This is a genomic window from Neobacillus sp. 204, assembly GCF_046562815.1.
Lineage (GTDB): Bacteria > Bacillota > Bacilli > Bacillales > Cytobacillaceae > Neobacillus.
On record NZ_JBJORY010000012.1, the window covers coordinates 91,665 to 114,326 of the forward strand.

The window sequence follows — 22,662 nt, forward strand, 5'->3', positions numbered from 1 at the left end:
GAGAATGTCATGAAAATTATTGAATTGTTAACAAAAAATACGATTCTTTTAAATATTGAAGGCAATCAAAAAGAAGCAACGATTGATCAGCTTGTTGATGTCCTTTACAATGCGGGGAAAATATCAGACCGTGCTGAATTTAAAGCAGCCATTTTAAAGCGTGAAGAACAAAGTACAACAGGTATTGGAGATGGAATCGCCATCCCCCATGCTAAAACAAAAGTAGTCAAAGAAGCAGCCATTGTTTTTGGCAAATCAGCAGCGGGTGTTGATTATGAGTCATTGGACGGAAAACCTGCCCATCTGTTTTTTATGATTGCTGCTCCAGATGGCGCGAATAATACACATTTAGAAGCATTAGCTCGGCTTTCTGGTCTGTTAATGAAAGCTGAAGTCCGTTATGATCTTCTCAAGGCAACCACTCCTGAAGAAATCATTGACACCATTAACCGAAATGATAAAGAAGAAAAACAAGAGACGGTGACAGTAAGTAAAAAGAATTCAATCGTGGCCGTTACTGGTTGTCCAACGGGTATCGCTCATACGTATATGGCGGCTGATTCCCTAAAAGCAAAAGCATCTGAAATGGGTGTGGATATTAAGGTTGAGACAAATGGCTCTGGCGGAGCAAAAAATGTCCTAACAAAAGAGGAAATTGAAAATGCAACAGCGGTCATTATCGCGGCAGATATTAATGTCGAGATGGAACGGTTCCAAGGAAAGCACGTTATTCAAGCAGCTGTAGCTGAAGGAATTCGCCGTCCGGAACAACTAATTGATAAAGCACTTAAACAGGATGCCCCTATTTTTAAAGGTACCGGTAGTCAAAGTGACAAAGGATCGGATCAAAAAGGTTCCCGGACAGGATTTTATAAGCATTTAATGAATGGTGTTTCTAATATGCTTCCGTTTGTTGTCGGCGGTGGTATCTTAATTGCCATCAGCTTTATGTTCGGTTATAATTCTGCTAATCCAGACGACCCATCCTATAACCCTATTGCGGCGGTAATTAAGGCCATTGGCGGTGATAATGCATTTGCGTTAATAGTCCCTGTTCTAGCTGGATTCATTGCCCTAAGCATTGCGGATCGTCCAGGTTTCGCTCCAGGTATGGTAGGAGGGATGATGGCGGCACATGGTGGTGCTGGTTTCCTTGGTGGATTAGTCGCAGGTTTTCTAGCAGGGTATATTGTTTTACTTTTAAAGAAAGTGTTTGCAGGACTTCCACGTTCACTTGAAGGGATTAAAAGTATCTTACTTTATCCACTTTTAGGAATAGCCATTACCGGATTTTTGATGCATTATGTCGTAAACAATCCGGTTGCATGGATTAACAAAGAAATTGCTGATTGGTTAACAAGTCTTGGAACTGGTAATGCCGTATTATTGGGTATTGTATTAGGACTAATGATGTCCTTTGATATGGGTGGTCCGGTAAACAAAGCAGCTTATGTATTTGGAACAGGGTTATTAGCAAGTGGTGTATATGAGCCAATGGCAGCAATTATGGCTGCTGGTATGGTTCCGCCGCTAGCGATTGCTCTAGCCACAACATTCTTCAAAAATAAATTTAATGACCAAGACAAAGATGCTGGAAAAGCTTGCTATGTCATGGGCTTATCCTTCATTACTGAAGGGGCGATCCCATTTGCTGCAGCTGACCCATTACGCGTCATTCCTTCCGTTATGGCGGGTTCAGCAATCGCAGGTGCGTTGTCGATGGCATTCGGGATTGGACTTCGTGCCCCACACGGCGGAATATTTGTAGTCCCATTGGTTGAAAATGGTGCTCTCCTTTATGCACTTGCCATTTTAGTGGGTTCAGTTGTTTCAGCTTTATTAATTGGATTTCTTAAAAAGCCAGTGAAATAATAGATCAAAAAAGAGCTGAGGATATTCCTCAGCTCTTTTGATCTTGTGCTGTAGGCTTAATGGCAATAAATGCGGTAAGTGAAGCGAAAATACTTAGACCACCAAGGAGAATGAAAATCCAGTGGGTCTCATTCTTTAATAACAATGCAATAATTGGAGGTCCAGCAGCAACTCCAATAAATCTCATTGAACTATAGATTGATGAAATTGTTCCTCTTTCTTCTTTTTCAACACCTTCAGTAATTAAGGCATCAAGACAAGGAAGGCCTAAACCGATCCCTATTCCACTAATTAGAAACATGGTAATTACGTACCAAAGATTTATGGAAAACCACAGGGCACCAATTGATAGGGCAGTGGCAATCAGACCTCCAAATGTAATCCATTTCATTAAAACTTTATTTTTCTTAATCACTTTTCCGCTGATAAACGAAGATAAACAAAGTGCGCCAAGTGGTAATGCGAGAAAAAATCCTTTTTTGATATCCTTTATGCCATATTCTTTTTCAAAAAGCTCTGAGAGGTAAAACAAAATTCCAAAAAGGACAAACATTAAGATTCCACCAATGAAAAAGATGGCGTAAAGCCAACGGCCCTTTTCAGTAAAGGTTTTCTTCACATTGATGAAAAAATCTTTAAATGGAATAGGTTTCTCAGTTGATTTTGGACATTTGACCATAAATATAATCATCAAAACGGAAATGGCACAAAACACAGGAAAGGAGAAAAATGGCAAAAACCAAACAAATCCCGCAAGAAAAGCCCCTAAAATAGGGCTTAATACTTTACCAAACGTATTCGATGTCTCAATTAGACCCAAACAAGAACTAACATCATCTTCATTTTTGAACATATCACCAACCAAGGGCATAACAATCGGAGCGGCACCAGCTGCTCCGACCCCTTGAAGGGCTCGGCCGGCTAAAATAATCCAATAGGAATCCTCTATTTTCCATGAGGCAAACCCTGAAATCAGCCCGCCTATCCCAGCTATGATGAGACTTGGGATAATGACCTTTTTTCGACCAATATGGTCTGACAAGTATCCAGCAACAGGTATTAAAAAAATGGCAACAATCGAGTAAACGGTTATAACCATACTGGTTTGAAACGAAGAAATCGACAATTTTTTTTCCATTGAAGGTAACACTGGTATTAACATTGAATTTCCCAATGTCATGACTAGAGGAATGGAAGACAGTGAGACGATTGCCCACTTCTGATTAGCTATTTCATTGGACCGCTTTTGTCCGGCTGCAGATTGTTTCTTCTTAGCAGCTTTTGGATTTTGGCTTAAATGTTCAATATGCTCCATTAATCTTCAATCCCGCCTTCATTATTTGCTATTATTACTATTCGCTTAATTACATCAAAAAACCCTAGATAAGGTTTCCTTTAAATGGAATTTATAAAACATTGAATGATATGCAAAATAAAGGATGAAAGCCAATTCTTAAGTTAATTTGAAATTTTCTAAATCTTTCACTTGACTTTATTATGAAATTTGCGTAGGATGTAAATCAAACATCGTCATTATTTTAAATAATTAACTCGTTGAACAAGAGGAGTACACTAATTTATTTCTTCCAAGAGAGTCGGGGTAGGTGGGAGCCCGATAAGAAAGGATTTGTGGAATGGACTTGTGAGAGGCATCTTGAATCGGAGTAGGGATGCACGGAGCTCCACCGTTAAAAGGATAGGATATCGAACTTTTTGTTCCGTATCTGAAGAGGAGGCAGGTTATATCAACTGCTTCAAACGGAGGTGGCACCACGACCATAGAATCGTCCTCTATATGCGTAATTCATTGCGCATATAGAGGACGATTTTTTTTATTTAGAAAGGGAGTCGTAATATGAAAATTAAAACGGATTATTTCATAAAGGAGATTAAAGGTGACACGCTTACACCAATCTCCATCTTAAAGAAAATAAGCGGAGATAAGAAATTCCTGTTGGAAAGCTCTCATAAGTACAATGATTCTGGTCGATATTCCTTTATCAGTGCCGATCCAGCTTTTGAACTAATTTCTAAAGGAGAATCCAATGAGATTATTAAGCGGAATGGTGAAAGGAAAATATTATCAGGTAACCCTCTGGAAGTTTTAAAAAATCTAATTCCGCCAATGAGCTTTGAAGAGTATCCCTTTCCGTTTATCGGAGGCGCAGTCGGATATGTAGGGTATGACATCATCAGGCAATATGAAGTGATAGGGGAAGAATATCCAAACGGTATGGAAATGCCAGATGTACATCTAATGTTTTATGAAGAAGTCATTGTCTTCGATCACCTTGAAGAAAAGGTATTGATATGTGGTTGTCCTTTAACGAAGGATAGCGACAACGCTTTAATTGAAAAAAGAATTAATCAAAGGATTGAGGAGCTTAAGCAGCCTACTTTCTACCCAACCGAAGAGTCATTTTATTTTTCTGGTTTTGACTCTGAAACAACAAAAGAGACTTTTATCAAAAATGTAGAAATCGCGAAAGAACATATTTTAGCCGGTGATATTTTTCAAGTGGTCCTTTCAAGAAGGATGAAATCCACATTTAACGGAGATCCTTTATCCCTTTATCGCAAGCATCGTGCTAATAATCCCACTCCTTATATGTTTTATATCGATTTTGAAGCGTATACGGTTATTGGCTCCTCTCCGGAAAGCTTAATAAAAACAAGAGGAAACACAGTTATTTCAAATCCAATCGCTGGCACAAAAAGACGCGGGAAAACCAATGAAGAAGATTTGTTGATTGAACAAGAATTGAAAAATGACGAAAAGGAACTAGCAGAGCATAAGATGCTTGTGGATCTTGGTAGAAATGATCTCGGAAAAATCTGCGAATTTGGTTCCGTTCGAGTGGATAAGTATATGGCGGTTGAAAAATACCGACATGTGATGCATCTCGTCTCTGAAGTAAGCGGCCATTTAAATTCCGATAAAACAGCCATTGATGCCCTCGCTGCTTGTCTTCCTGCTGGAACTGTCTCAGGAGCTCCAAAGGTTCGAGCTATGGAGATTATTAACTCCTTGGAAAAATCAAAACGAGGGTTATATTCAGGAGCAGTTGGTTATCTATCCGCAGACGGCAACATGGATTTTGCCCTTGCGATTCGGACAATGATTTTAAAAGAGGGTTTGGCCTATATTCAAGCAGGAGCCGGAATTGTGTATGACTCGAATACAGAGTCAGAATATCAAGAAACAATAAACAAATTAAACTCTTTCTTGGAGGGTGAGAAATGATTTTACTGATTGATAATTTCGATTCGTTCACATTTAATCTTTATCAATATCTAGGGGAACTAGGGGAAGAAATTACTGTTTATAGAAATAATCAGTTAAGCATGGAACAAATCAAAACATTAAACCCTAAAGCGATTATTCTATCCCCTGGACCGGGTAAGCCGGAGGATGCGGGAATTTGTATTGAATTGATTCAAACATTTTTTAATAAAATCCCTATTTTAGGAATTTGTCTCGGTCATCAAGCCATCGGAGCAGCTTTTGGTGGAGAGATTCAAAGAGCAGACCTAATCAAGCATGGTAAAACATCATTAATTACCCATCAGAGTGATGGATTGTTTAACGAACTTCCTAACCCATTAGAGGTCATGAGGTATCATTCTTTAATCATTGAGAAGAGTAGTTTTCCAGAGGAACTCGAGTGTATTGCACTTTCTATTGATGATCAGGAAATTATGGCCATAAAACATCGTCACTATCCTGTTTTCGGTCTTCAATTTCATCCGGAGTCGATTGGTACTCCTTCAGGCAAACAAATCCTAAATACCTTTTTAAATGAGATAGAGAGGATGAAGAAAAATGAAGAATTATTTACTCCAATTAGCTGAACGTGAATCATTTTCCGAAAACCAGATGAAAGAAGCTGTTAGTTCCATTTTAGGGGAGGAGGTTTCCGAATCTGAAATAGCCGCCTTTTTAATGGGCTTGAAATCAAAGGGGGAAACAGTCGAAGAAATTACTGGGATTGTCAAAGCGATGAAGGCAAATACACTGAAATTTAATGAGAAATTTTCTGGCGTTATTGATAATTGTGGGACCGGAGGGGACGGATCTTCTAGTTTTAATGTGAGTACTACTTCTGCTTTTGTGATTGCTGCAGCTGGAATTCCTGTTGCCAAGCATGGCAATCGTAGTGTGTCGAGCAAAACGGGTAGCGCGGACGTGCTGGAATACTTAGGTATTAATTTAAATCTTTCCGCAGAAAGAACAGAAGAGATTCTTCAGGAAATAGGATTATCCTTCTTGTTCGCACCAAATGTTCATCCCAAATTAAAGAAAGTCATGACCGTCCGAAAGCAATTGAAGATTCCAACTATTTTTAACTTTATCGGACCACTTACCAATCCGATTGAGTTGGACTATCAATTGTTGGGTGTGTATCGGAGGGATTTATTGCATGTGTTTGCTGAGGTACTTTTGAAGTTAGGGCGCAAGCGGGCTATTGTCATAAATGGAGCAGGTTTTATGGATGAGGCATCACTTCAAGGGGAAAACCATTTAACCCTTTTAGAGAATGGGATCATAACTAAACAATCCTTCTTCCCAGAAGAAGTTAATCTCCCGCAATATGATAACAGCTGTATTAAGGGTGGAGACTCAAAGGAAAATGCTGAAATTTTAATCAATGTGTTAAAAGGGGAAAAAGGTGCATGCCGTGATACGGTCTTACTTAATTCAGGACTTGGAATCTTTACAGCAGGGAAAGCAAACTCCATTAAAGAGGGTATCGATGTGGCAAGAGAAATCATTGATTCTGGCGCTGCTTATGAAAAATTAACCATTCTAATTGAAAAATCTCAAGCAGCAGGTCAGAAAGAGGCGATATAAGTGGCAACAATCTTAGATAAAATTATTGACCAAAAGAAAAAAGAAGTTCAATTCCTTCGCGAAGAGAACTATCCATACCTTGATTCGATCCAGCCGAAAAGATCCTTGATTCAAAAGCTGAAAACAGCCAATCAAATATCGATTATCTCAGAGTTTAAGCGGGCATCACCTTCGAAAGGAATCATTAATAGCACAATTGAGCCATCCTATCAGGCCGGTTTGTATGAAGAATATGGTGCGAGTGCTATTTCTGTCCTAACAGATCAAACCTTTTTTAAGGGGTCTTTCAGCGACCTAAAAGCTGTTCGGAGCAAGGTAAACCTGCCCATCCTTTGTAAAGATTTTATTATTGATGAGCTGCAAATAAATCTTGCTGCTTCGAATGGGGCAGATCTTATATTACTAATTGTTGCTGCCTTAGATGATCAAAGATTGGTTGAACTTTTTCAATATGCAAAGGGTTTAGGTCTTGAGGTTTTGGTAGAGGTTCATAATCAGAATGAATTAGAGAGGGCATTTAAGACTGGGGCGAAGTTGATTGGAGTAAATAATCGCGACTTAAAGACATTTCATGTCTCGCTTGAGGTGACCGAGACCTTAGCTTCAATTGTAAAAAGCACTGGTGCCTATCTTATTAGTGAAAGCGGGATCCATCACGAAGAGGATGTAGCACGGGTTAGAAATGCAGGAGCAAATGGGATTTTAGTGGGAGAAGCATTAATGAAAAGTGCGGATGTGAAACAATCCTTTTTGGACTTTCGTTTACCGCTTAATGAAGGTGTCAAAAGATGAAGGTAAAAATTTGTGGAATCACAGATGTCGAAACTGCCGTAACGGCGGCTCAATTTGGTGCTGATGCTTTAGGGTTTGTTTTTGCAGAAAGTAAGCGAAGAGTCTCGGTTGCGGAGGCGCAAGAGATTATTAGTCATTTGCCAAAAGAGATTTATAAGGTTGGTGTCTTTGTAAATGAATCAAGTGATGCAATAGAGAAAATTGCTTCGACTGTAGGTCTTACTCATATCCAATTACACGGCGACGAACCAGCAGCATTCAGTGCATTGCTTTCCTTGCCAGTCATAAAGGCAATCAGTTTTCAAGGGAATGAAAAGTTAACGGCTTTGGCCAATTTTCCAAGTGACTTTATTTTACTCGACAGTCCCAAAGGGAAATACAGAGGTGGAAATGGGACGGTGTTTAATTGGAGTGAGGTCGATCCTGATGTGATTAATACGAAAAAAATCATCCTTGCCGGCGGTTTACATGCAGATAATGTAGAAGAAGCGATAAAAATTATCAAGCCATTTATGGTAGATGTTAGCTCTGGGGTAGAAACCGATGGGAAAAAGGATTTAAGAAAGATTAAAACATTTATAGAAACAGCTAAAAGCACACTTGTAGGGAGGTAAAGGGAATGAACACATATATATTACCAAATGAGAATGGCCACTTCGGCATTTTTGGGGGGAGATTTGTCCCTGAAACATTGATGAAAGCAGTAATTGAACTTGGTGAAGCATATGAAATAGCAAAAAGGGATCCTTCCTTTCAAACTGAAATTCAACAGTTGTTAAAAAACTATGTTGGTAGAGAAACGCCATTATACTACGCTGATAACCTAACACGCCATGCGGGCGGAGCAAAGATTTTTCTAAAAAGAGAAGATCTAAACCATACAGGTGCCCATAAAATTAATAACGCCATTGGGCAGGCACTGCTAGCGGTCCGGATGGGAAAGAAGAAAATTGTTGCTGAAACGGGGGCAGGTCAGCATGGTGTCGCAACGGCTACGGTTTGTGCCTTATTAAATCTTGAATGCATCGTATTTATGGGCGAGGAGGACATCAAAAGGCAGGCACTAAATGTTTTCAGAATGGAATTGCTTGGCGCAAAGGTCGTCAGTGTTACTTCTGGGAGCGCGACATTAAAAGATGCGGTAAATGAAGCCTTAAGATACTGGGTTGAACATGTGGATGATACCCACTATTTATTGGGATCTGTAATGGGGCCACATCCATTTCCGCAAATGGTCAGAGATTTCCAAAGTGTGATTGGTAAAGAAACTAAACAACAATTCCAATTAAGTGAAGGTGCACTTCCTGATGCCGTGGTCGCTTGTATTGGAGGCGGGAGCAATGCGATGGGAATGTTCTATCCATTTATCGAGGATGAGGAAGTATGTCTCTATGGTGTCGAAGCCGCTGGACAGGGTGTTGATACAAAGTATCATGCAGCATCCTTAACAAAAGGAAGTCCAGGGGTATTACATGGAGCACTCATGTATCTTTTGCAAGACGAAGATGGTCAAATTCAAGAAGCACATTCCATTTCGGCTGGACTTGATTATCCTGGTATTGGACCTGAGCATAGTTATTTACATGATATTGGTCGTGCAAAATATCACTCGATTACAGATAAAGAAGCACTAGACGCCTTCCAGCTTTTATCAAAACTTGAAGGAATCATTCCTGCTCTAGAGAGTGCACATGCAATCGCCTTTGCAGTGAAGCTGGCTGCAGAAATGGACGAATCACAAAAGATTGTTGTTTGCTTATCAGGGCGCGGGGATAAAGATGTTGATACTGTGAAAACACGTCTGAGAGAGGAGAGATAAGAAATGAACCGTTTTGTAAAAACATTTAAAGCATTAAAAGAGAATAATACCAAAGCGTTTGTTCCCTACATAATGGCAGGGGATGGTGGACTGGAATGTTTGGTTGACCGCTTAAAATTGTTAGAGAAATTTGGTGCAACTGCCATTGAAGTGGGGGTGCCATTTTCTGACCCTGTGGCGGATGGCCCAACCATCCAACGAGCGGGGATTCGGGCCCTTGCAAATGGAACAACCTTAAAGAATATAATTACTGAACTTGGGAAAGCACGAAAGGAAGTGAATATTCCAATCTTGCTTATGACATATTTAAATCCCATTTATCGTTATGGGATAAATGAATTTGTCGAAGATATGCGTACTGCAGGTGTAGACGGATGTATTATCCCTGATTTGCCGATTGAAGAAGAGGGAATTATCACAGCTCTATTAGAGGAAGCAGAAATTGAATTGATTCGCCTTGTAACGTTGACCACACCTATGGAGCGGATCCAAAAAATTGCTGGTAAAGGTAAGGGATTTTTGTACACAGTGACTATTAAGGGCATTACCGGAGCGAGAAATGAATATGATTCAGAATTGAATCAATTTTTACAGGATGTAAAAGCTAACAGCCCAATCCCTGTCTTAGCGGGCTTCGGGATTTCCAATCAGGAACAAATAACCGACTTAACAAAATATTGTGATGGAGTTATTGTTGGTAGTAAAATTGTCGATTTATTTCACAGCGAAAACCTGGTTGAGATGGAAAAGTTGATGTCCGTTTTTAAACCAATATCAAAGATCGTATAGTTGAATCGAAACAGTAAATCTCTACTTCTTGAAAGCAGGAGATATATCCTGTATAATATGTATATACTTTAGTAAGAAAATATTTTTCTCATGAGTTACTTATTCGAAACTTCCCGTTGTGGAAGTTTTGTTTGTTTTAATAGATATTTATTTTTTTGTGCTTTTAGAAGGAGCGTAGAAGTAATGAAAGAAATGATGGTCGAAGAACTTTTTACGATTAAGAATCCAATAATCATTGATATACGCTCACCGATTGAATTTAATGATGGTGCAATTCCTGGAGCAATCAATGTTCCCTTATTTACTGATGATGAACGGCAAGTGATCGGTACGTTATACAAACAAGAAGGACCGGCGAATGCTAAATGGAAAGCAATGGAAGTTGTTTCTCCGAAAATTCCGGAACTCCTTCAAACGATAAAGAAATTCGTTTCTAACGATTCTGAACTTATTATCCATTGTTGGCGCGGTGGGATGAGAAGTAAAGCAGTGGTCACTTTCTTAGAGTTTGCAGGAATTTATGCTTATCGGCTAGTAGGTGGATATAAAGAGTACCGCCATTATATACTTGAACAGTTACCAACGATGCTTCCCGACAAAGCAGTTGTCCTTCATGGACTAACAGGCGTTGGGAAAACAGAGGTCTTAAAGGTTTTGAAAAAAAGAGGATATCCAATTTTAGACCTTGAAGAGATGGCAGGGCATCGCGGTTCGATATTCGGTACAATTGGTTTAGGTGACGGTCATAATCAAAAAACATTTGACTCTTTATTGTTTAAAGGGCTTCAAGAAATAAAGGGTGTAGAATACTTTCTCGTAGAGGCGGAAAGTAAAAGAATTGGAAAAGCAGTCCAAACAGAGGAACTAATGGATAAAAAAATGAAGGGTATTAATATCAACCTAAACACCCCGATTGATCACAGGGTAACACATCTTGTTGCTGAATATGTGCTTCCCTACCAGGACGAGCCCTGGTATTTCGATAAAATCTCTGATGGAATAGAAAAGGTGTTAAGACGTATTAAAGTTGTCGACATCAGAAATTCACTGATCCAAACGTTAACTAATCGAGATTATTCAGAGATGATTCGGATTCTTCTTGAACATTATTATGATCCACGCTACGATCACGCAAAACAAGAGTATGAAGGGGAGTTCGTTGAGATTTTTGCTAATAATCCAGTGGAGGCTGCTGACGAGATTGCTGCTAAACTAACTGAATTATCCTTTCATCCTAATGTATTAAAAAATAACGAAATCAAAATATAAAAAACCGCTGAATCTTTTCAGCGGTTTTTTCATGTTAACGTTTTTTAAAAGGTTTTAGGCCACGACGTTTAATTTCATCCTTTAAAATCTTTATCCATTCTTTTTCCTTGTCAGATTTTAATGCATCCCGATACGAAACAATCAATTGCTCATTACTCATAATTTTCATACTTATGAATGCCTCCTCAAGAAAATGGATTGAATATTCAGTTTTTATAATTGTAATGGTTTTTAATTCATTTGAGAACCCAAAATTTATAAAATTTTAAAATAGTTCACACAATCTAAATAAAGAGTAAATTATATTTTAAAAAGATTGAATATTCTTATAAATATGTGATAACATTTTTGAAAGCGCTTTTTTGTGAATACTCGTTTTGTAGGGGGAAAATAAATGTCGAACTTATTAAATGTGACCATTGGGAGACTTTTAGAAGAAAAGGCAGAATTGTATCCTGAACATGATGCAGTGGTATATTCAGACCGTGGCTTAAGATGGACCTATCGTGAATTTGATGATATTTGCAGAAAAGCGGCTAAAGGGTTTCTGAAACTTGGAATTGACAAAGGGGAGCAACTTGCTGCTTGGTCGACCAATACGCCCGAATGGCTGGTCACTCAATTTGCAACAGGGAAAATGGGAGCCGTCCTCGTAACAGTGAACACGAATTATCGAACAACAGAGCTAGAGTATTTATTGACCCAATCGGATGCAACAACGATTTTGTTAATGGATTATTGGAAGGACTCTTCTTACATAGATATGCTTTATGAAATCGCACCGGAATTAAAAGGTTCAGAACCAGGGAAGTTAAACAGCAACCGGCTGCCATTTCTTAAAAACGTAATTGTATTAGGTGAAAAAAGATATCCAGGAACCTATTCTTGGGAGGACATAATTAAGCTTGGTGAGACTGTCTCAGATTATGAATTAAATAGGCGTGAAGGGTGGCTTCATACCGGTGATTTAGCCGTGATGAATGAAAACGGTTATTGCAAGGTTACTGGCCGTTTAAAAGATTTGATTATCAGGGGCGGGGAGAATATCTATCCTCGTGAAATTGAAGAGTTCCTCTATTCTCATCCTAAGGTACTTGATATCCAAGTTATTGGGATTCCCGATCAGGTTTACGGGGAAGAGGTAATGGCATGGATTATCTTAAAAGAAGGGGAAAATGCGACTGCAGAGGAAATGAAGGAATTTTGCAAAGGCAAGATTTCTAAACATAAAATTCCTAAGTACATTGAGTTTACAGATGCCTATCCGATGACTGCATCTGGTAAAATACAAAAAATTTCGTTTGAGGGATCAAGCAATTGAATTGGTGAAAATAAAATAACTAATTACCGTCAGGAAAGAAGAATGATATGGTTGCGCACCACTTGCCATTTTGATTATACTAGAAATGGGACATAGAACGAAAGGAACGGTGGCAACAATGATTCATCTATCATGGCGTGATCGGGAAACTATTAAGAAAATAAAATGCATTCATACGGATGCCAAAAAATATCTTGTCAATAATGCCTTAACGGCTGGTAATATCTACGATGTAAAAAATGAGACAGAAGAATTTTATTACATCATTGATAATACTGGAAAAGTAGGCGGCTTTTACAAGGAATATTTTCAAGATGCATAGATAAAGAGGACTGTGGAGCATAGCCCGCAGTCTTTTCTTATGGGAAAAGGGGTTTTGAGAAATGGTGAAATTGTGGAACGACCTATTTTCGTTACATGGGGAAACGGTAAAATTAATTCCAATCAGTATGGACCATTTAGACGGTTTATGGGAAGCGGCCCAACCAGATGAAATCTGGACCTATATGGCGACAAAGGTTCGTTCAAAGGATGAAATGGAACAAATGATCAATGCAGCTATAAATGGACGAGAAAATGGTACAGAATATGCCTTTACTGTTGTTAACAATGAAAATCAGATCATTGGGAGCACACGATTCTTAGACATACTCCCACGCCATAATAGTGCGGAAATTGGTTCGACCTGGTATCATCCGGATGTATGGCGGACAAAAGTAAATACAGAATGTAAATTCCTTTTATTAAGGCATGCATTTGATATTTGGAACCTTACACGTGTCCAATTAAAAACGGATTCCCGAAATATAAGATCCCAGCAGGCCATAGCTAGAATTGGTGCCGTAAAAGAAGGAGTATTACGTAAAGATCGGATTATATCTGATGGATACGTTAGGGATACGGTCTTTTTTAGTATCCTTAAGGATGAATGGCAAGACGTATTCATCCAATTAAAATTGAAATTGCAGAAATGAGAAAGAAGCCTGGATATGTAGCCAGGCTTCTTTCGTTTGAACCCACTATCTCGCATTTGGAAACACTCTCCGGATAATATCGGAAAACTCATCCATAAAACCTGAAATTGGTCGTCCCTTTTGAATATCTTGGGAATAAGATTTCATTCGGTCATAAAAATCAGGGTTAATGGAAATATAAACGTTGTCAATGTCTTCATCAACAGATTTGACTGCGCGTGCAATCTTATCCTTAATATCTGAAGTCAATTCATTTCGAGAGGAACGGTCCAATTTAGCCGCCACATAAGCATTATTATCGTTTACAATGATGAATGCATCGTCGACTTCACCTAAGTTAATTACTCTATCTGCTGCTTGATCGGCTACTCTTGTTTTGGTTTGATTATTATTCCGCGTATTTGTTATCGTGTTATTATTTCTGTGTCGGTCTAATTCCGGATCACTAGTATCAGCGCTTGAAATCGCTGGTCCGACTTGATTGGGATTCTTATAATTTACATAGGTGATATCAGTTGTATTTCGTTGACGGGATGAGACATCATTATCGAGATCATTCTTAGCACAACCAGATAAATAAATACATGAAATTAGAGTAGCAATGATGAATAAGCTGTTTTTCATGTGGTAATAACACTCCTTTGGCAAAATACTACAAAATTAGGTTGCCATAATTGTAAAAAACTATCCTTACCACTCAAAATGGTTAAACGGTAGGAAGATGGAAATAAAAAAGAAGCATCCTGGGATGCTTCTTTTTACTATGATTATTTTTGTTTGACTGGAACGGTTGGTGTTTTTTTTGTTTGATAAAGGCTTTTGCTGATCATTGTTTGTACAATTAAGAATGTACCGCCAACTACCCAATAAAGAGGAAGGGCTGCCGGTGCGTTAAATGAAAACATAACAATCATTAAAGGCGAAAGTAAGCCCATATATTTCATTTGGTCTTGCTGTGCAGATGGCATATTGGACTGGGAAACCTTGAACTGAAAGTAGTAAATAACCCCAGCAATAATCGTAATAATGATGTCTGGATTTCCAAGACTAAACCATAAAAACTCGTGGGTTTTAATCTCTTCTGACCCGCGAATGGCATAATAGAAACCAGTTAAAATAGGCATTTGAATGAGTAATGGTAAACAGCCCATATTTAATGGATTTACCCCGTGCTTTTTATAAAGCCCCATCATTTCCGCTTGTAGTTCTTGCTTTTTCTTTGGATCCTTTTCAGTTTTCATCTTAGCCTGAATAACATCCATTTCAGGTTTTAAGACATCCATCTTTTCCTTCATGGCCATTTGATTTTTATATTGCCTTAACATAAGCGGCATTAAGGCAAGCCTGATAATCAGTGTAACTAGAATAATTGACAAACCATAGTTGCCATTAAATAGTTCCGCTAAATAATGGATAAAGGTTGAAAAAGGTTCGACAAAATAATTATTGAAAAATCCATTTTTGTTACCATTTGAGGCTTGAGATGAACAAGCAGATAATAATAATGTAGTTAAAGCTAGCATTGCGACAATAATGAATGAAGATCGTTTTGTTTTCATATTTCCTCCTTGAATGTTGTAAATATATTTATGAAGTAAAAAGGGAGGAAACAGGTTCTTCAGAATCATCCTGTGAATATTCTTTTCTACGAAAATATATAACAATTCTTTTCAGAATAAAGCTTCCATTTAAGCAACTTTTCTTTCGATAAAGAACCAATGGGTGAGTAATATTTGTTCTTGCCGATTCAGATAAGGAACCAACAAAAGAATATTCCATACTCCATGCCCATAGTAATTTTAAGGTAATTCCTAAAAAGATACTAACGTAAAGAGCATTTAGGGCATTTATATCTGAATTATCAATAAGCAATTGAAACAAAAATTATCACCTCACTTAATGTCAATGATATGAGTATATAGGAGAAAGGGTAAAGAATCAATTTTATAATTGTCATTTTGCCATAATTTGAAGACATTACTAATTCCTCATTTATCAATTAACAATTGGTCTGCTCAATGTTCTGCTAAAACGGGCTTTAAAAAACACTGATTCAAACTCGAATCAGTGTTGGAGTGGTGCCTTCCAGTGTGCAGTTATCAAATTATAAGCAAACTCAACTTTTTCCTCTGTTGGTGGCTCGACAGATTTAAGCGGATATTCATGTCCAAGTGCTTCCCACTTATAAACACCAAGTTTGTGATAAGGAAGAATCTCGATCTTTTGGACGTTTTTAAGTGTTCCGATGAACTCACCAAGTTTTTTTAAATCCTCAGGATCATCTGTTACCGTGGGGACGAGCACATGACGCACCCATATTGGAACTTGATGGTCGGATAAGAATGCTGCAAATTCAAGAATATGGTCATTAGCCATCCCTGTTAGTTTGATATGCTTTTTCCGATTAATATGCTTTAAATCCAAAAGAACGAGGTCAGTATATTGTAGTAATTCCTCTAACTGATCGATAAAAAGCTTAGAATGAGAGAAGCAGCCGCCGGAAGAATCAATGGTAGTATGAATCCCTTTCTTTTTGCACTCCTTAAACAATTCTGTTAAGAAGGGAATTTGTAGCAAGGGTTCACCGCCGCTAACTGTAATTCCGCCGCCAGAAGACCGAATGAAAGGAAGGTAGGACATAAGATCATTCATGATCTCGGAAACAGTCATTTCTTTACCGCTGCCAATTTCCCATGTATCAGCATTATGGCAAAACTGGCAGCGAAGGAGGCAGCCTTGTGTAAAAATTACATACCTGATACCAGGTCCGTCGACTGTTCCTAATGTTTCAATAGAATGAATATTTCCGTTCATGATGATGATCCCCCTTAGTTTTTCAGGAGGCCCTCAAGTGAGGGCCCCTGGTTTTTATATTATAGTGATTCGTGGAAAGTTCGATTTATAACGTCTAATTGCTGTTCTTTTGTTAATTTAATGAAGTTAACTGCGTAACCAGAGACACGGATAGTTAATTGTGGATAAAGCTCTGGGTGTTCCATGGCATCAATTAATGTTTCGCGGTTAAAGACGTTAACATTTAAGTGATGACCTGCTTTGATTGCATATCCATCTAAGATGGATACTAGGTTACGTACTTGGCTTTCTTCCTCTTTACCTAATGCTTTAGGTACGATGGAGAAGGTATTTGAAATACCATCCATTGCATAACTGTATGGAAGCTTTGCAACAGAAGAAAGGGAAGCTAGTGTACCTTTTGTGTCACGTCCATGCATTGGGTTTGCCCCTGGTGCAAATGGTTCTCCCATTCGACGGCCATCAGGTGTGTTACCAGTTTTTTTACCGTAAACCACATTTGATGTAATCGTCAAGATTGAGAGTGTATGAACGGATTCCCGGTAAGTTTGGTGCTTGCGAAGCTTTTTCATAAAGGTTTTAAGAATTTCGACTGCAATGGCATCAACACGGTCATCATTATTTCCGTATTTAGGGAAGTCACCAGTTGTTTCGAAATCAACCGCTAGACCATTTTCATCCCGGATTACCTTAACTTCTCCATATTTAATGGCACTAAGTGAATCAGCAACAACGGAAAGACCTGCAATACCAGTTGCCATGGTTCGAAGGATCTTGGTATCGTGTAATGCCATTTCAATTCTTTCATAGCTGTACTTATCATGCATATAGTGAATAACATTTAAGGTGTTAATATAAAGTCCAGCAAGCCATTCCATCATAAGGTCAAATTTTTGCATTACTTCTTCATAATTTAACACTTCAGAAGTAATTGGTTGATATTGTGGACCAACTTGGATTTTTAATTTTTCATCCACACCGCCGTTAATAGAATAAAGAAGTGCTTTTGCTAGGTTTGCACGTGCTCCAAAGAATTGCATTTGCTTACCAATTTCCATTGCCGATACACAGCAGGCAATTCCATAGTCATCGCCGTATTCTGGACGCATAATATCGTCGTTTTCATATTGAATGGAGCTGGTTTTGATTGACATTTTCGCACAATATTTTTTAAAGTTCTCAGGTAACTGCGGTGACCATAATACCGTTAAGTTTGGTTCAGGAGCTGCACCTAGATTATCTAATGTATGAAGGAAACGGAATGAGTTTTTCGTTACAAGAGAACGACCATCACTTGCCATACCGCCAATGGATTCAGTTACCCATGTCGGGTCCCCACTGAATAACTCATTATAATCTGGTGTACGAGCAAATTTAACTAAACGAAGCTTCATAATAAAGTGGTCTACAATTTCTTGTACTTCTTCTTCGGTTAATGTTCCGTTTTGTAAATCTCTTTCTACGTAAATATCTAAGAATGTTGACACGCGACCAAGACTCATCGCAGCACCATTTTGTTCCTTAATTGCAGCTAAGTAACCAAAATATACAAACTGGAATGCTTCAGCAGCATTTTTTGCAGGCTGGCTAATATCAAATCCATAGCTATTTGCCATTTCCTTCAATTCTTTTAACGCACGAATTTGTTCAGCAAGTTCCTCACGAAGACGCATGTTATCTTCTGTCATTACTTTACTTGTGTTCTTTTGGTCTTTTTGCTTTTCTTGGATTAAGAAATTAACCCCGTATAATGCAACCCGACGGTAATCGCCGATAATACGTCCACGGCCATATGCATCAGGAAGTCCAGTAATAATCGCTGCTTTTCGAGCTAGCATCATTTCATCTGTATAAGCATCGAAAACACCTTGGTTGTGTGTTTTACGGAAATCTGTAAAGATTTTTTCAATTTCAGGATTTAATTGATAGCCATATGCCTCACAAGCTGCTTTTGCCATGCGAATTCCACCAAATGGCTGCATTGAACGATTAAATGGTTTATCGGTTTGAACTCCAACAATTTTTTCAAGATCCTCGTTAAGGTAACCAGGTCCATGGGAAGTAATCGTAGACACAGTTTCTGTATCCATATCCAGCACGCCGCCATTTTCACGTTCTTGTTTTGTTAAATCCATTACCTGTTCCCAAAGTTTATTTGTTGATTCTGTAGGGCCTGCTAAAAAAGAATCATTTCCTTCATAAGGAGTAAAGTTTTTAAGGATAAAATCACGAACGTTAACTTCTTTTGACCATGCACCTTTAGTAAATCCATTCCATTGTTCCATTATTAATCACCTCGTATTTATTTTGAAAAATTATAACAGATTGGTTATTCTTTCTATAAATCGAGTATAACAGAAAAATAAACGTTTATTAGTTAGTAAATGTTAAGGTTTTGTGAAGTCTTATGTAATGAGGGGTTTTTCAATATTTACAGTGGATTAATAGTTTCAGTTTCGAAAACTGTACTATAATTATTGAAGGTTATATTCAATCTGTTATATAGGAAGAAATTAATAATAACAAGTTGTTAATAATGAAAACCGATGAAACAGCTCTTCTTTTTAAATGAAGGGCTGTGATAAAGGTTAGAGTTGATTTTGCCACTCTGATGATTGGAGCGGAAATCAACAGACATGTTTAATACAGCCAAATGAAAAAGCAGGAGAATTTTCTCCTGCAATTAGTTAACGACAATATAGGCAATCATTGGACCATTCGTTTTTCGATCGGAATGAACTTCACAGATTAAACGATAGGTTCCCTTTTTTTCAAATTGTATTGGAACAACCGTTTCTTCCCCTTTTTTTACAATCCCTTTAATTTTTGTTCCTTCTATATAAAAGGGATGCTCCTCCCCGTTAATCCCGTTAATGGACAACCTTACTTTTTCGCCCTTCTCTAATAATATGGTGCCAGGATCCCAGCGGTATGCCTCCATTTCTTTCCCGTTTTTCATTTTTGTGCTGAATTCAGCGGTAACCATGTGTATTTCACGGATATCCTCTGCTCCCTGTTGATTAAAGACAGTTAAATCCCCAGCCTTTAATATGAACCATGCTGACAGAGAGAAAAGTACAACTCCTATAGCTACAAAAAACAGGAGTGTTTCCTTTTTTAAGACTAAAAATTTCATTTGCTGCCCCCTTATAAATTTGTCCTACTTTATACTTATGCCTAGTGGGGGAGTAAACTTGTCTATTTTTTTACAACATTTTGTGCTGTTTTTATTAAAGGCATTTTCGCAAAGATTGTTGTTTTTCGTATATGTTAATCAACCCGTATAAATAGATACTTCGTGGCATCTTTTCGTAAGAACCTTTGCGAAAATTGCCAAGAAACTTAGTAAAAGACTCTTATTAAGCTCCAATAGCAACAACGTTTACGAAAAGAGCCTTATTAAAAAATGTACCTGGTCCTCAAACATTTATAATGGTTGAACATTAAAAAAAATGTCTACAATGAGTAGAAACATACTCCAAATTGAGCATATTTATCTTTGTTTTTCTAATAGAAAAGTTTATAGTAAAAACAGGATGTATGCGTCTGAGGAATTAGATGGTAAATGTGGCTTTATGAATTAGCAAATAATTAGGTGGTTAGTTTGTTGGGGATTAGAAAAGAAAGAATTTTAAAGACTGTAAAATTTATTTTCCCGTTGTTATTGTTAATCTTTGCTATTATCGAAATAAAAAAATTTACTCAAAACTTAAATATGCATCTACTTAAGGAAGAGCTGGGTCAACTTAATCTTTGGCTTCTTCTATTTGTATTAATCATCACCTTTTTAGCGGTATTGCCAATGTTGCTTTATGACGTGATTTTAGTACGTATATTAAAATTGAAGGTTCCAACCAGAGATCTATTGGAACAATCTTTCATTGCTAATTCCTTTTCAAATTTAATTGGCTTTGGCGGAATTATCGGGGCCATGTTAAGGACGTACTTCTTTCATAAGCACGAACAGGACAAGCGCAAATTACTAGGGGTTATTGCTACAGTATCGTTATTTTATTTAACAGGTATTTCAGTGCTTTCATGGATCGTCACAATCAATTATCGTCACTTTCAACTGTTTGCTGATACAAAATGGCTCTATTTTGCGGTGTTAGTGGTTGGTTTATATTTACCCCTCTTTTTAATAATACATATAATTAAGTCAAAAAAAGGCAATCAATCATTATTAAGTACCAATATTACTGTTAAGCTTATTTTGGTATCGATAATCGAATGGTTGGCTGTATTTTTGGCGATATGGGTTTTATGCAGGATTTTAGGGATTTCAATTACTGTAAAGACTCTTTTTCCTGTCTATATTGTAGCAGCGTGTGCCGGTATCATTAGTATGATACCAGGTGGGTTAGGCTCCTTTGATTTGGTGTTTATTTGGGGGATGCAAGATTTATTTGTTCCGGAAGAAAAGGTCCTTGTTTTATTATTATTTTATCGTATTGGCTATTACTTTGTTCCTTTTTTAATAAGCCTAGTTTTCTTTGTTAAACTTTATTGGGAAAAATGGAACCAAACTTGGAATGATCTTCCTAAAGCAATTGTTCAAGGCTTAAGTCATGTATTATTAACAATGCTAGTATTTCTATCAGGGTTAGTCCTGCTTTTATCAGCTAGTGTACCAGGGATCATGTCTAGGTTGAGGGTTGCCCAAGAACTCCTATCATTTCCAATCATTAACGTATCGCATCAATTATCTGTTGCTGCTGGATTTTTATTATTAGGATTATCGCGAGGAATCGAATATAGCGTGAAGAGGGCGTATGAGTTATCGATGTTTGCGCTTATTCTGGCCGCGCTTTTCTCCATATTTAAGGGAATTGATTATGAAGAAGCAATCTTTTTAATTATCGTCGCGCTGTTGCTAAGGATGTCAAAAGGTCAATTTTATCGGGAAAGTTATGTGCTAACCTGGGGTAAAACGATCTTTGATATTATGATTATTCTTGTGATTACTTCTATGTATCTCCTGATTGGTTATCTAAACTTACCGATCTCTAAAATAGCAATACCACCGAAGCTTTTGCCATATGTGATTGTTGATTCTCGCGATTTATTTACAAGTGCTGCTATTGGCCTTATCATCGCTTTGTTCATTCTTTTGTTTGGTTATTTAATTAGTTTACCAAAAAATTGGATTTTAGAGCGGTCGGTTAACCGGGAGAAAGAAGTTTTGGAACACTTATCGAAGTATCAAGGTAAAGTGTTGTCACACTTAATTTTTTTACATGATAAATTCATCTTCTGGAATAGCAAGAAAAATGTATTAATTTCTTTCCAACAATATGCTGACAAGTTAGTGATACTAGGAGATCCCATAGGTGAAAAAGATGAATTATCAAAGGCCATAGAGGAATTTCAGGAAATAGCCGATTTACATGGCTTTACTCCGGTTTTTTATCAAGTTAGTGATGATATGCTTCCATATCTTCATGGACATGGCTTTGCTTTTTTTAAGTTAGGTGAAGAAGCATTTGTTGATTTAAAAAATTTCTCCTTAACTGGGAACAAAATGAAAGGGTTACGTGCATTAAGAAATAAATTTATGCGCGCAGATTATTCTTTTGAAATAATCAGTCCTCCTTATTCCGTCGATCTACTGAAGGAATTAAATGATATATCAAATGATTGGCTTCAAGGACGAGAGGAGAAAGGTTTTTCGGTTGGTTTCTTTTCGGAGGATTATTTAAATAAGGCGCCCATTGCCATTGTTAAAGATGAAAATAAACAGATTCTTGGCTTTATGAGCATCATGCATGTGTATGACGACCATCAAACGATTTCTGTAGATTTAATGAGGTTTAGACCAAAGGCATCATCCGGTGCGGTTGATTTTCTTTTCCTTTGTTTATTTGATTGGGCAAAAGAAAAAGGGTATGATCGTTTTAATATGGGAATGGCCCCACTGGGAAATGTAGGGTTATCAAGGTTCTCCTTTTTAAGCGAGAAAATTGCCGCACAAATTTTCCTGCATGGACATTTTTTTTACCACTTTCAGGGTCTGCGGAAATTCAAAGAAAAGTATACAAATACTTGGGAACCTAAATACTTGGCCTATCGAAGAAAATCATCATTACCGTTAATCATGGCCCAAATTACTTTACTAATATCGAAAAAAAGGAACTAGATCCATGACCGGTAGGAGGTACCC

The 22,662-nt window shown here is 37.7% G+C and carries 21 protein-coding genes and 1 other annotated feature; of the genes, 13 read left to right on the plus strand and 8 right to left on the minus strand.

Annotation, left to right across the window (positions count from 1 at the left end; genetic code table 11):
- Nucleotides 1-9: 9 nt before the first annotated feature.
- The gene (locus ACJ004_RS22435; RefSeq protein WP_410895358.1) at nt 10-1,872 is read left to right on the plus strand and encodes a PTS fructose transporter subunit IIABC; all 1,863 of its coding nucleotides are present in this window, start codon (nt 10-12) and stop codon (nt 1,870-1,872) included.
- Nucleotides 1,873-1,900: 28 nt separating this feature from the next.
- On the opposite strand, the gene bcbE is transcribed toward ACJ004_RS22435, so the two are convergent.
- Entirely contained in the window at nt 1,901-3,187 is a 1,287-nt protein-coding gene (gene bcbE / locus ACJ004_RS22440; RefSeq protein ID WP_410895359.1) for a bacillibactin exporter BcbE, read from the minus strand.
- Nucleotides 3,188-3,417: 230 nt separating this feature from the next.
- Nucleotides 3,418-3,667: a binding site (T-box leader), on the plus strand.
- A 60-nt stretch (nt 3,668-3,727) separates the two neighbouring features.
- On the opposite strand from bcbE, the gene trpE reads away from it, so the two are divergent.
- The 8 genes from trpE to mnmH all read left to right on the plus strand — a co-directional run bounded on the left by trpE (nt 3,728) and on the right by mnmH (nt 11,393).
- Nucleotides 3,728-5,116, plus strand: a complete 1,389-nt coding sequence (gene trpE, locus ACJ004_RS22445) for an anthranilate synthase component I (protein WP_410895360.1) — start codon at nt 3,728-3,730, stop codon at nt 5,114-5,116.
- Nucleotides 5,113-5,724 (plus strand): anthranilate synthase component II, encoded by a 612-nt coding sequence (locus ACJ004_RS22450; RefSeq protein ID WP_410895361.1) that lies wholly within the window; start codon nt 5,113-5,115, stop codon nt 5,722-5,724. Before trpE ends, ACJ004_RS22450 begins: the two co-directional genes overlap by 4 nt.
- Entirely contained in the window at nt 5,696-6,724 is a 1,029-nt protein-coding gene (gene trpD, locus ACJ004_RS22455) for an anthranilate phosphoribosyltransferase (protein WP_410895362.1), read from the plus strand. Before ACJ004_RS22450 ends, trpD begins: the two co-directional genes overlap by 29 nt.
- Nucleotides 6,725-7,516 (plus strand): indole-3-glycerol phosphate synthase TrpC, encoded by a 792-nt coding sequence (gene trpC, locus ACJ004_RS22460; RefSeq protein ID WP_410895363.1) that lies wholly within the window; start codon nt 6,725-6,727, stop codon nt 7,514-7,516. It begins immediately after the preceding gene.
- Nucleotides 7,513-8,130, plus strand: a complete 618-nt coding sequence (locus tag ACJ004_RS22465; protein ID WP_410895364.1) for a phosphoribosylanthranilate isomerase — start codon at nt 7,513-7,515, stop codon at nt 8,128-8,130. Before trpC ends, ACJ004_RS22465 begins: the two co-directional genes overlap by 4 nt.
- Nucleotides 8,131-8,135: 5 nt before the next feature.
- Complete coding sequence (trpB, locus tag ACJ004_RS22470; RefSeq protein WP_410895365.1) at nt 8,136-9,335, plus strand: tryptophan synthase subunit beta; 1,200 nt, start codon at nt 8,136-8,138, stop codon at nt 9,333-9,335.
- 3 nt (nt 9,336-9,338) lie between these two features.
- Complete coding sequence (gene trpA / locus ACJ004_RS22475) at nt 9,339-10,124, plus strand: tryptophan synthase subunit alpha (RefSeq protein ID WP_410895366.1); 786 nt, start codon at nt 9,339-9,341, stop codon at nt 10,122-10,124.
- Between the two features lie 183 nt (nt 10,125-10,307).
- Complete coding sequence (mnmH, locus tag ACJ004_RS22480) at nt 10,308-11,393, plus strand: tRNA 2-selenouridine(34) synthase MnmH (protein ID WP_410895367.1); 1,086 nt, start codon at nt 10,308-10,310, stop codon at nt 11,391-11,393.
- 34 nt (nt 11,394-11,427) lie between these two features.
- Here mnmH and sda read toward each other — a convergent pair whose 3' ends face one another.
- The gene (gene sda / locus ACJ004_RS22485; protein WP_410895368.1) at nt 11,428-11,553 is read right to left on the minus strand and encodes a sporulation histidine kinase inhibitor Sda; all 126 of its coding nucleotides are present in this window, start codon (nt 11,551-11,553) and stop codon (nt 11,428-11,430) included.
- A 234-nt stretch (nt 11,554-11,787) separates the two neighbouring features.
- On the opposite strand from sda, the gene ACJ004_RS22490 reads away from it, so the two are divergent.
- The 3 genes from ACJ004_RS22490 (at nt 11,788) to ACJ004_RS22500 (ending at nt 13,688) form a co-directional block, all read left to right on the plus strand.
- The gene (locus ACJ004_RS22490) at nt 11,788-12,714 is read left to right on the plus strand and encodes an AMP-binding protein (RefSeq protein WP_410895369.1); all 927 of its coding nucleotides are present in this window, start codon (nt 11,788-11,790) and stop codon (nt 12,712-12,714) included.
- A 118-nt stretch (nt 12,715-12,832) separates the two neighbouring features.
- Complete coding sequence (locus ACJ004_RS22495) at nt 12,833-13,036, plus strand: DUF6501 family protein (RefSeq protein WP_410895448.1); 204 nt, start codon at nt 12,833-12,835, stop codon at nt 13,034-13,036.
- A 61-nt stretch (nt 13,037-13,097) separates the two neighbouring features.
- Nucleotides 13,098-13,688, plus strand: coding sequence for a GNAT family N-acetyltransferase (locus tag ACJ004_RS22500; RefSeq protein WP_410895370.1), 591 nt, complete (start codon nt 13,098-13,100; stop codon nt 13,686-13,688).
- Nucleotides 13,689-13,733: 45 nt separating this feature from the next.
- On the opposite strand, the gene ACJ004_RS22505 is transcribed toward ACJ004_RS22500, so the two are convergent.
- The 6 genes from ACJ004_RS22505 to ACJ004_RS22530 form a co-directional block, all read right to left on the minus strand.
- Complete coding sequence (locus ACJ004_RS22505; protein WP_410895371.1) at nt 13,734-14,312, minus strand: YhcN/YlaJ family sporulation lipoprotein; 579 nt, start codon at nt 14,310-14,312, stop codon at nt 13,734-13,736.
- 143 nt (nt 14,313-14,455) lie between these two features.
- Complete coding sequence (gene yidC, locus ACJ004_RS22510; protein ID WP_410895372.1) at nt 14,456-15,247, minus strand: membrane protein insertase YidC; 792 nt, start codon at nt 15,245-15,247, stop codon at nt 14,456-14,458.
- A gap of 28 nt (nt 15,248-15,275) precedes the next feature.
- Nucleotides 15,276-15,569, minus strand: coding sequence for a hypothetical protein (locus tag ACJ004_RS22515; RefSeq protein WP_410895373.1), 294 nt, complete (start codon nt 15,567-15,569; stop codon nt 15,276-15,278).
- 183 nt (nt 15,570-15,752) lie between these two features.
- Complete coding sequence (gene pflA / locus ACJ004_RS22520; protein WP_410895374.1) at nt 15,753-16,502, minus strand: pyruvate formate-lyase-activating protein; 750 nt, start codon at nt 16,500-16,502, stop codon at nt 15,753-15,755.
- A 59-nt stretch (nt 16,503-16,561) separates the two neighbouring features.
- The gene (pflB, locus tag ACJ004_RS22525) at nt 16,562-18,787 is read right to left on the minus strand and encodes a formate C-acetyltransferase (protein ID WP_410895375.1); all 2,226 of its coding nucleotides are present in this window, start codon (nt 18,785-18,787) and stop codon (nt 16,562-16,564) included.
- Nucleotides 18,788-19,185: 398 nt separating this feature from the next.
- Nucleotides 19,186-19,638 (minus strand): cupredoxin domain-containing protein, encoded by a 453-nt coding sequence (locus ACJ004_RS22530; RefSeq protein ID WP_410895376.1) that lies wholly within the window; start codon nt 19,636-19,638, stop codon nt 19,186-19,188.
- A 471-nt stretch (nt 19,639-20,109) separates the two neighbouring features.
- On the opposite strand from ACJ004_RS22530, the gene mprF reads away from it, so the two are divergent.
- The gene (gene mprF / locus ACJ004_RS22535; protein WP_410895377.1) at nt 20,110-22,638 is read left to right on the plus strand and encodes a bifunctional lysylphosphatidylglycerol flippase/synthetase MprF; all 2,529 of its coding nucleotides are present in this window, start codon (nt 20,110-20,112) and stop codon (nt 22,636-22,638) included.
- Nucleotides 22,639-22,662: the final 24 nt, after the last annotated feature.

What these genes read in the sequence shown, in the direction of transcription:
- bcbE (WP_410895359.1), bottom strand. Translation starts at nt 3,187, where the DNA reads ATGGAGCATATTGAACATTTAAGCCAAAATCCAAAAGCTGCTAAGAAG.
- ACJ004_RS22500 (WP_410895370.1), top strand. Translation starts at nt 13,098, where the DNA reads ATGGTGAAATTGTGGAACGACCTATTTTCGTTACATGGGGAAACGGTA.
- ACJ004_RS22490 (WP_410895369.1), top strand. Translation starts at nt 11,788, where the DNA reads ATGTCGAACTTATTAAATGTGACCATTGGGAGACTTTTAGAAGAAAAG.
- mnmH (WP_410895367.1), top strand. Translation starts at nt 10,308, where the DNA reads ATGAAAGAAATGATGGTCGAAGAACTTTTTACGATTAAGAATCCAATA.
- ACJ004_RS22450 (WP_410895361.1), top strand. Translation starts at nt 5,113, where the DNA reads ATGATTTTACTGATTGATAATTTCGATTCGTTCACATTTAATCTTTAT.
- ACJ004_RS22530 (WP_410895376.1), bottom strand. Translation starts at nt 19,638, where the DNA reads ATGAAATTTTTAGTCTTAAAAAAGGAAACACTCCTGTTTTTTGTAGCT.
- ACJ004_RS22505 (WP_410895371.1), bottom strand. Translation starts at nt 14,312, where the DNA reads ATGAAAAACAGCTTATTCATCATTGCTACTCTAATTTCATGTATTTAT.
- trpB (WP_410895365.1), top strand. Translation starts at nt 8,136, where the DNA reads ATGAACACATATATATTACCAAATGAGAATGGCCACTTCGGCATTTTT.
- trpA (WP_410895366.1), top strand. Translation starts at nt 9,339, where the DNA reads ATGAACCGTTTTGTAAAAACATTTAAAGCATTAAAAGAGAATAATACC.
- trpD (WP_410895362.1), top strand. Translation starts at nt 5,696, where the DNA reads ATGAAGAATTATTTACTCCAATTAGCTGAACGTGAATCATTTTCCGAA.
- ACJ004_RS22495 (WP_410895448.1), top strand. Translation starts at nt 12,833, where the DNA reads ATGATTCATCTATCATGGCGTGATCGGGAAACTATTAAGAAAATAAAA.
- pflA (WP_410895374.1), bottom strand. Translation starts at nt 16,502, where the DNA reads ATGAACGGAAATATTCATTCTATTGAAACATTAGGAACAGTCGACGGA.
- ACJ004_RS22435 (WP_410895358.1), top strand. Translation starts at nt 10, where the DNA reads ATGAAAATTATTGAATTGTTAACAAAAAATACGATTCTTTTAAATATT.
- pflB (WP_410895375.1), bottom strand. Translation starts at nt 18,787, where the DNA reads ATGGAACAATGGAATGGATTTACTAAAGGTGCATGGTCAAAAGAAGTT.
- sda (WP_410895368.1), bottom strand. Translation starts at nt 11,553, where the DNA reads ATGAGTAATGAGCAATTGATTGTTTCGTATCGGGATGCATTAAAATCT.
- trpE (WP_410895360.1), top strand. Translation starts at nt 3,728, where the DNA reads ATGAAAATTAAAACGGATTATTTCATAAAGGAGATTAAAGGTGACACG.
- ACJ004_RS22465 (WP_410895364.1), top strand. Translation starts at nt 7,513, where the DNA reads ATGAAGGTAAAAATTTGTGGAATCACAGATGTCGAAACTGCCGTAACG.
- yidC (WP_410895372.1), bottom strand. Translation starts at nt 15,247, where the DNA reads ATGAAAACAAAACGATCTTCATTCATTATTGTCGCAATGCTAGCTTTA.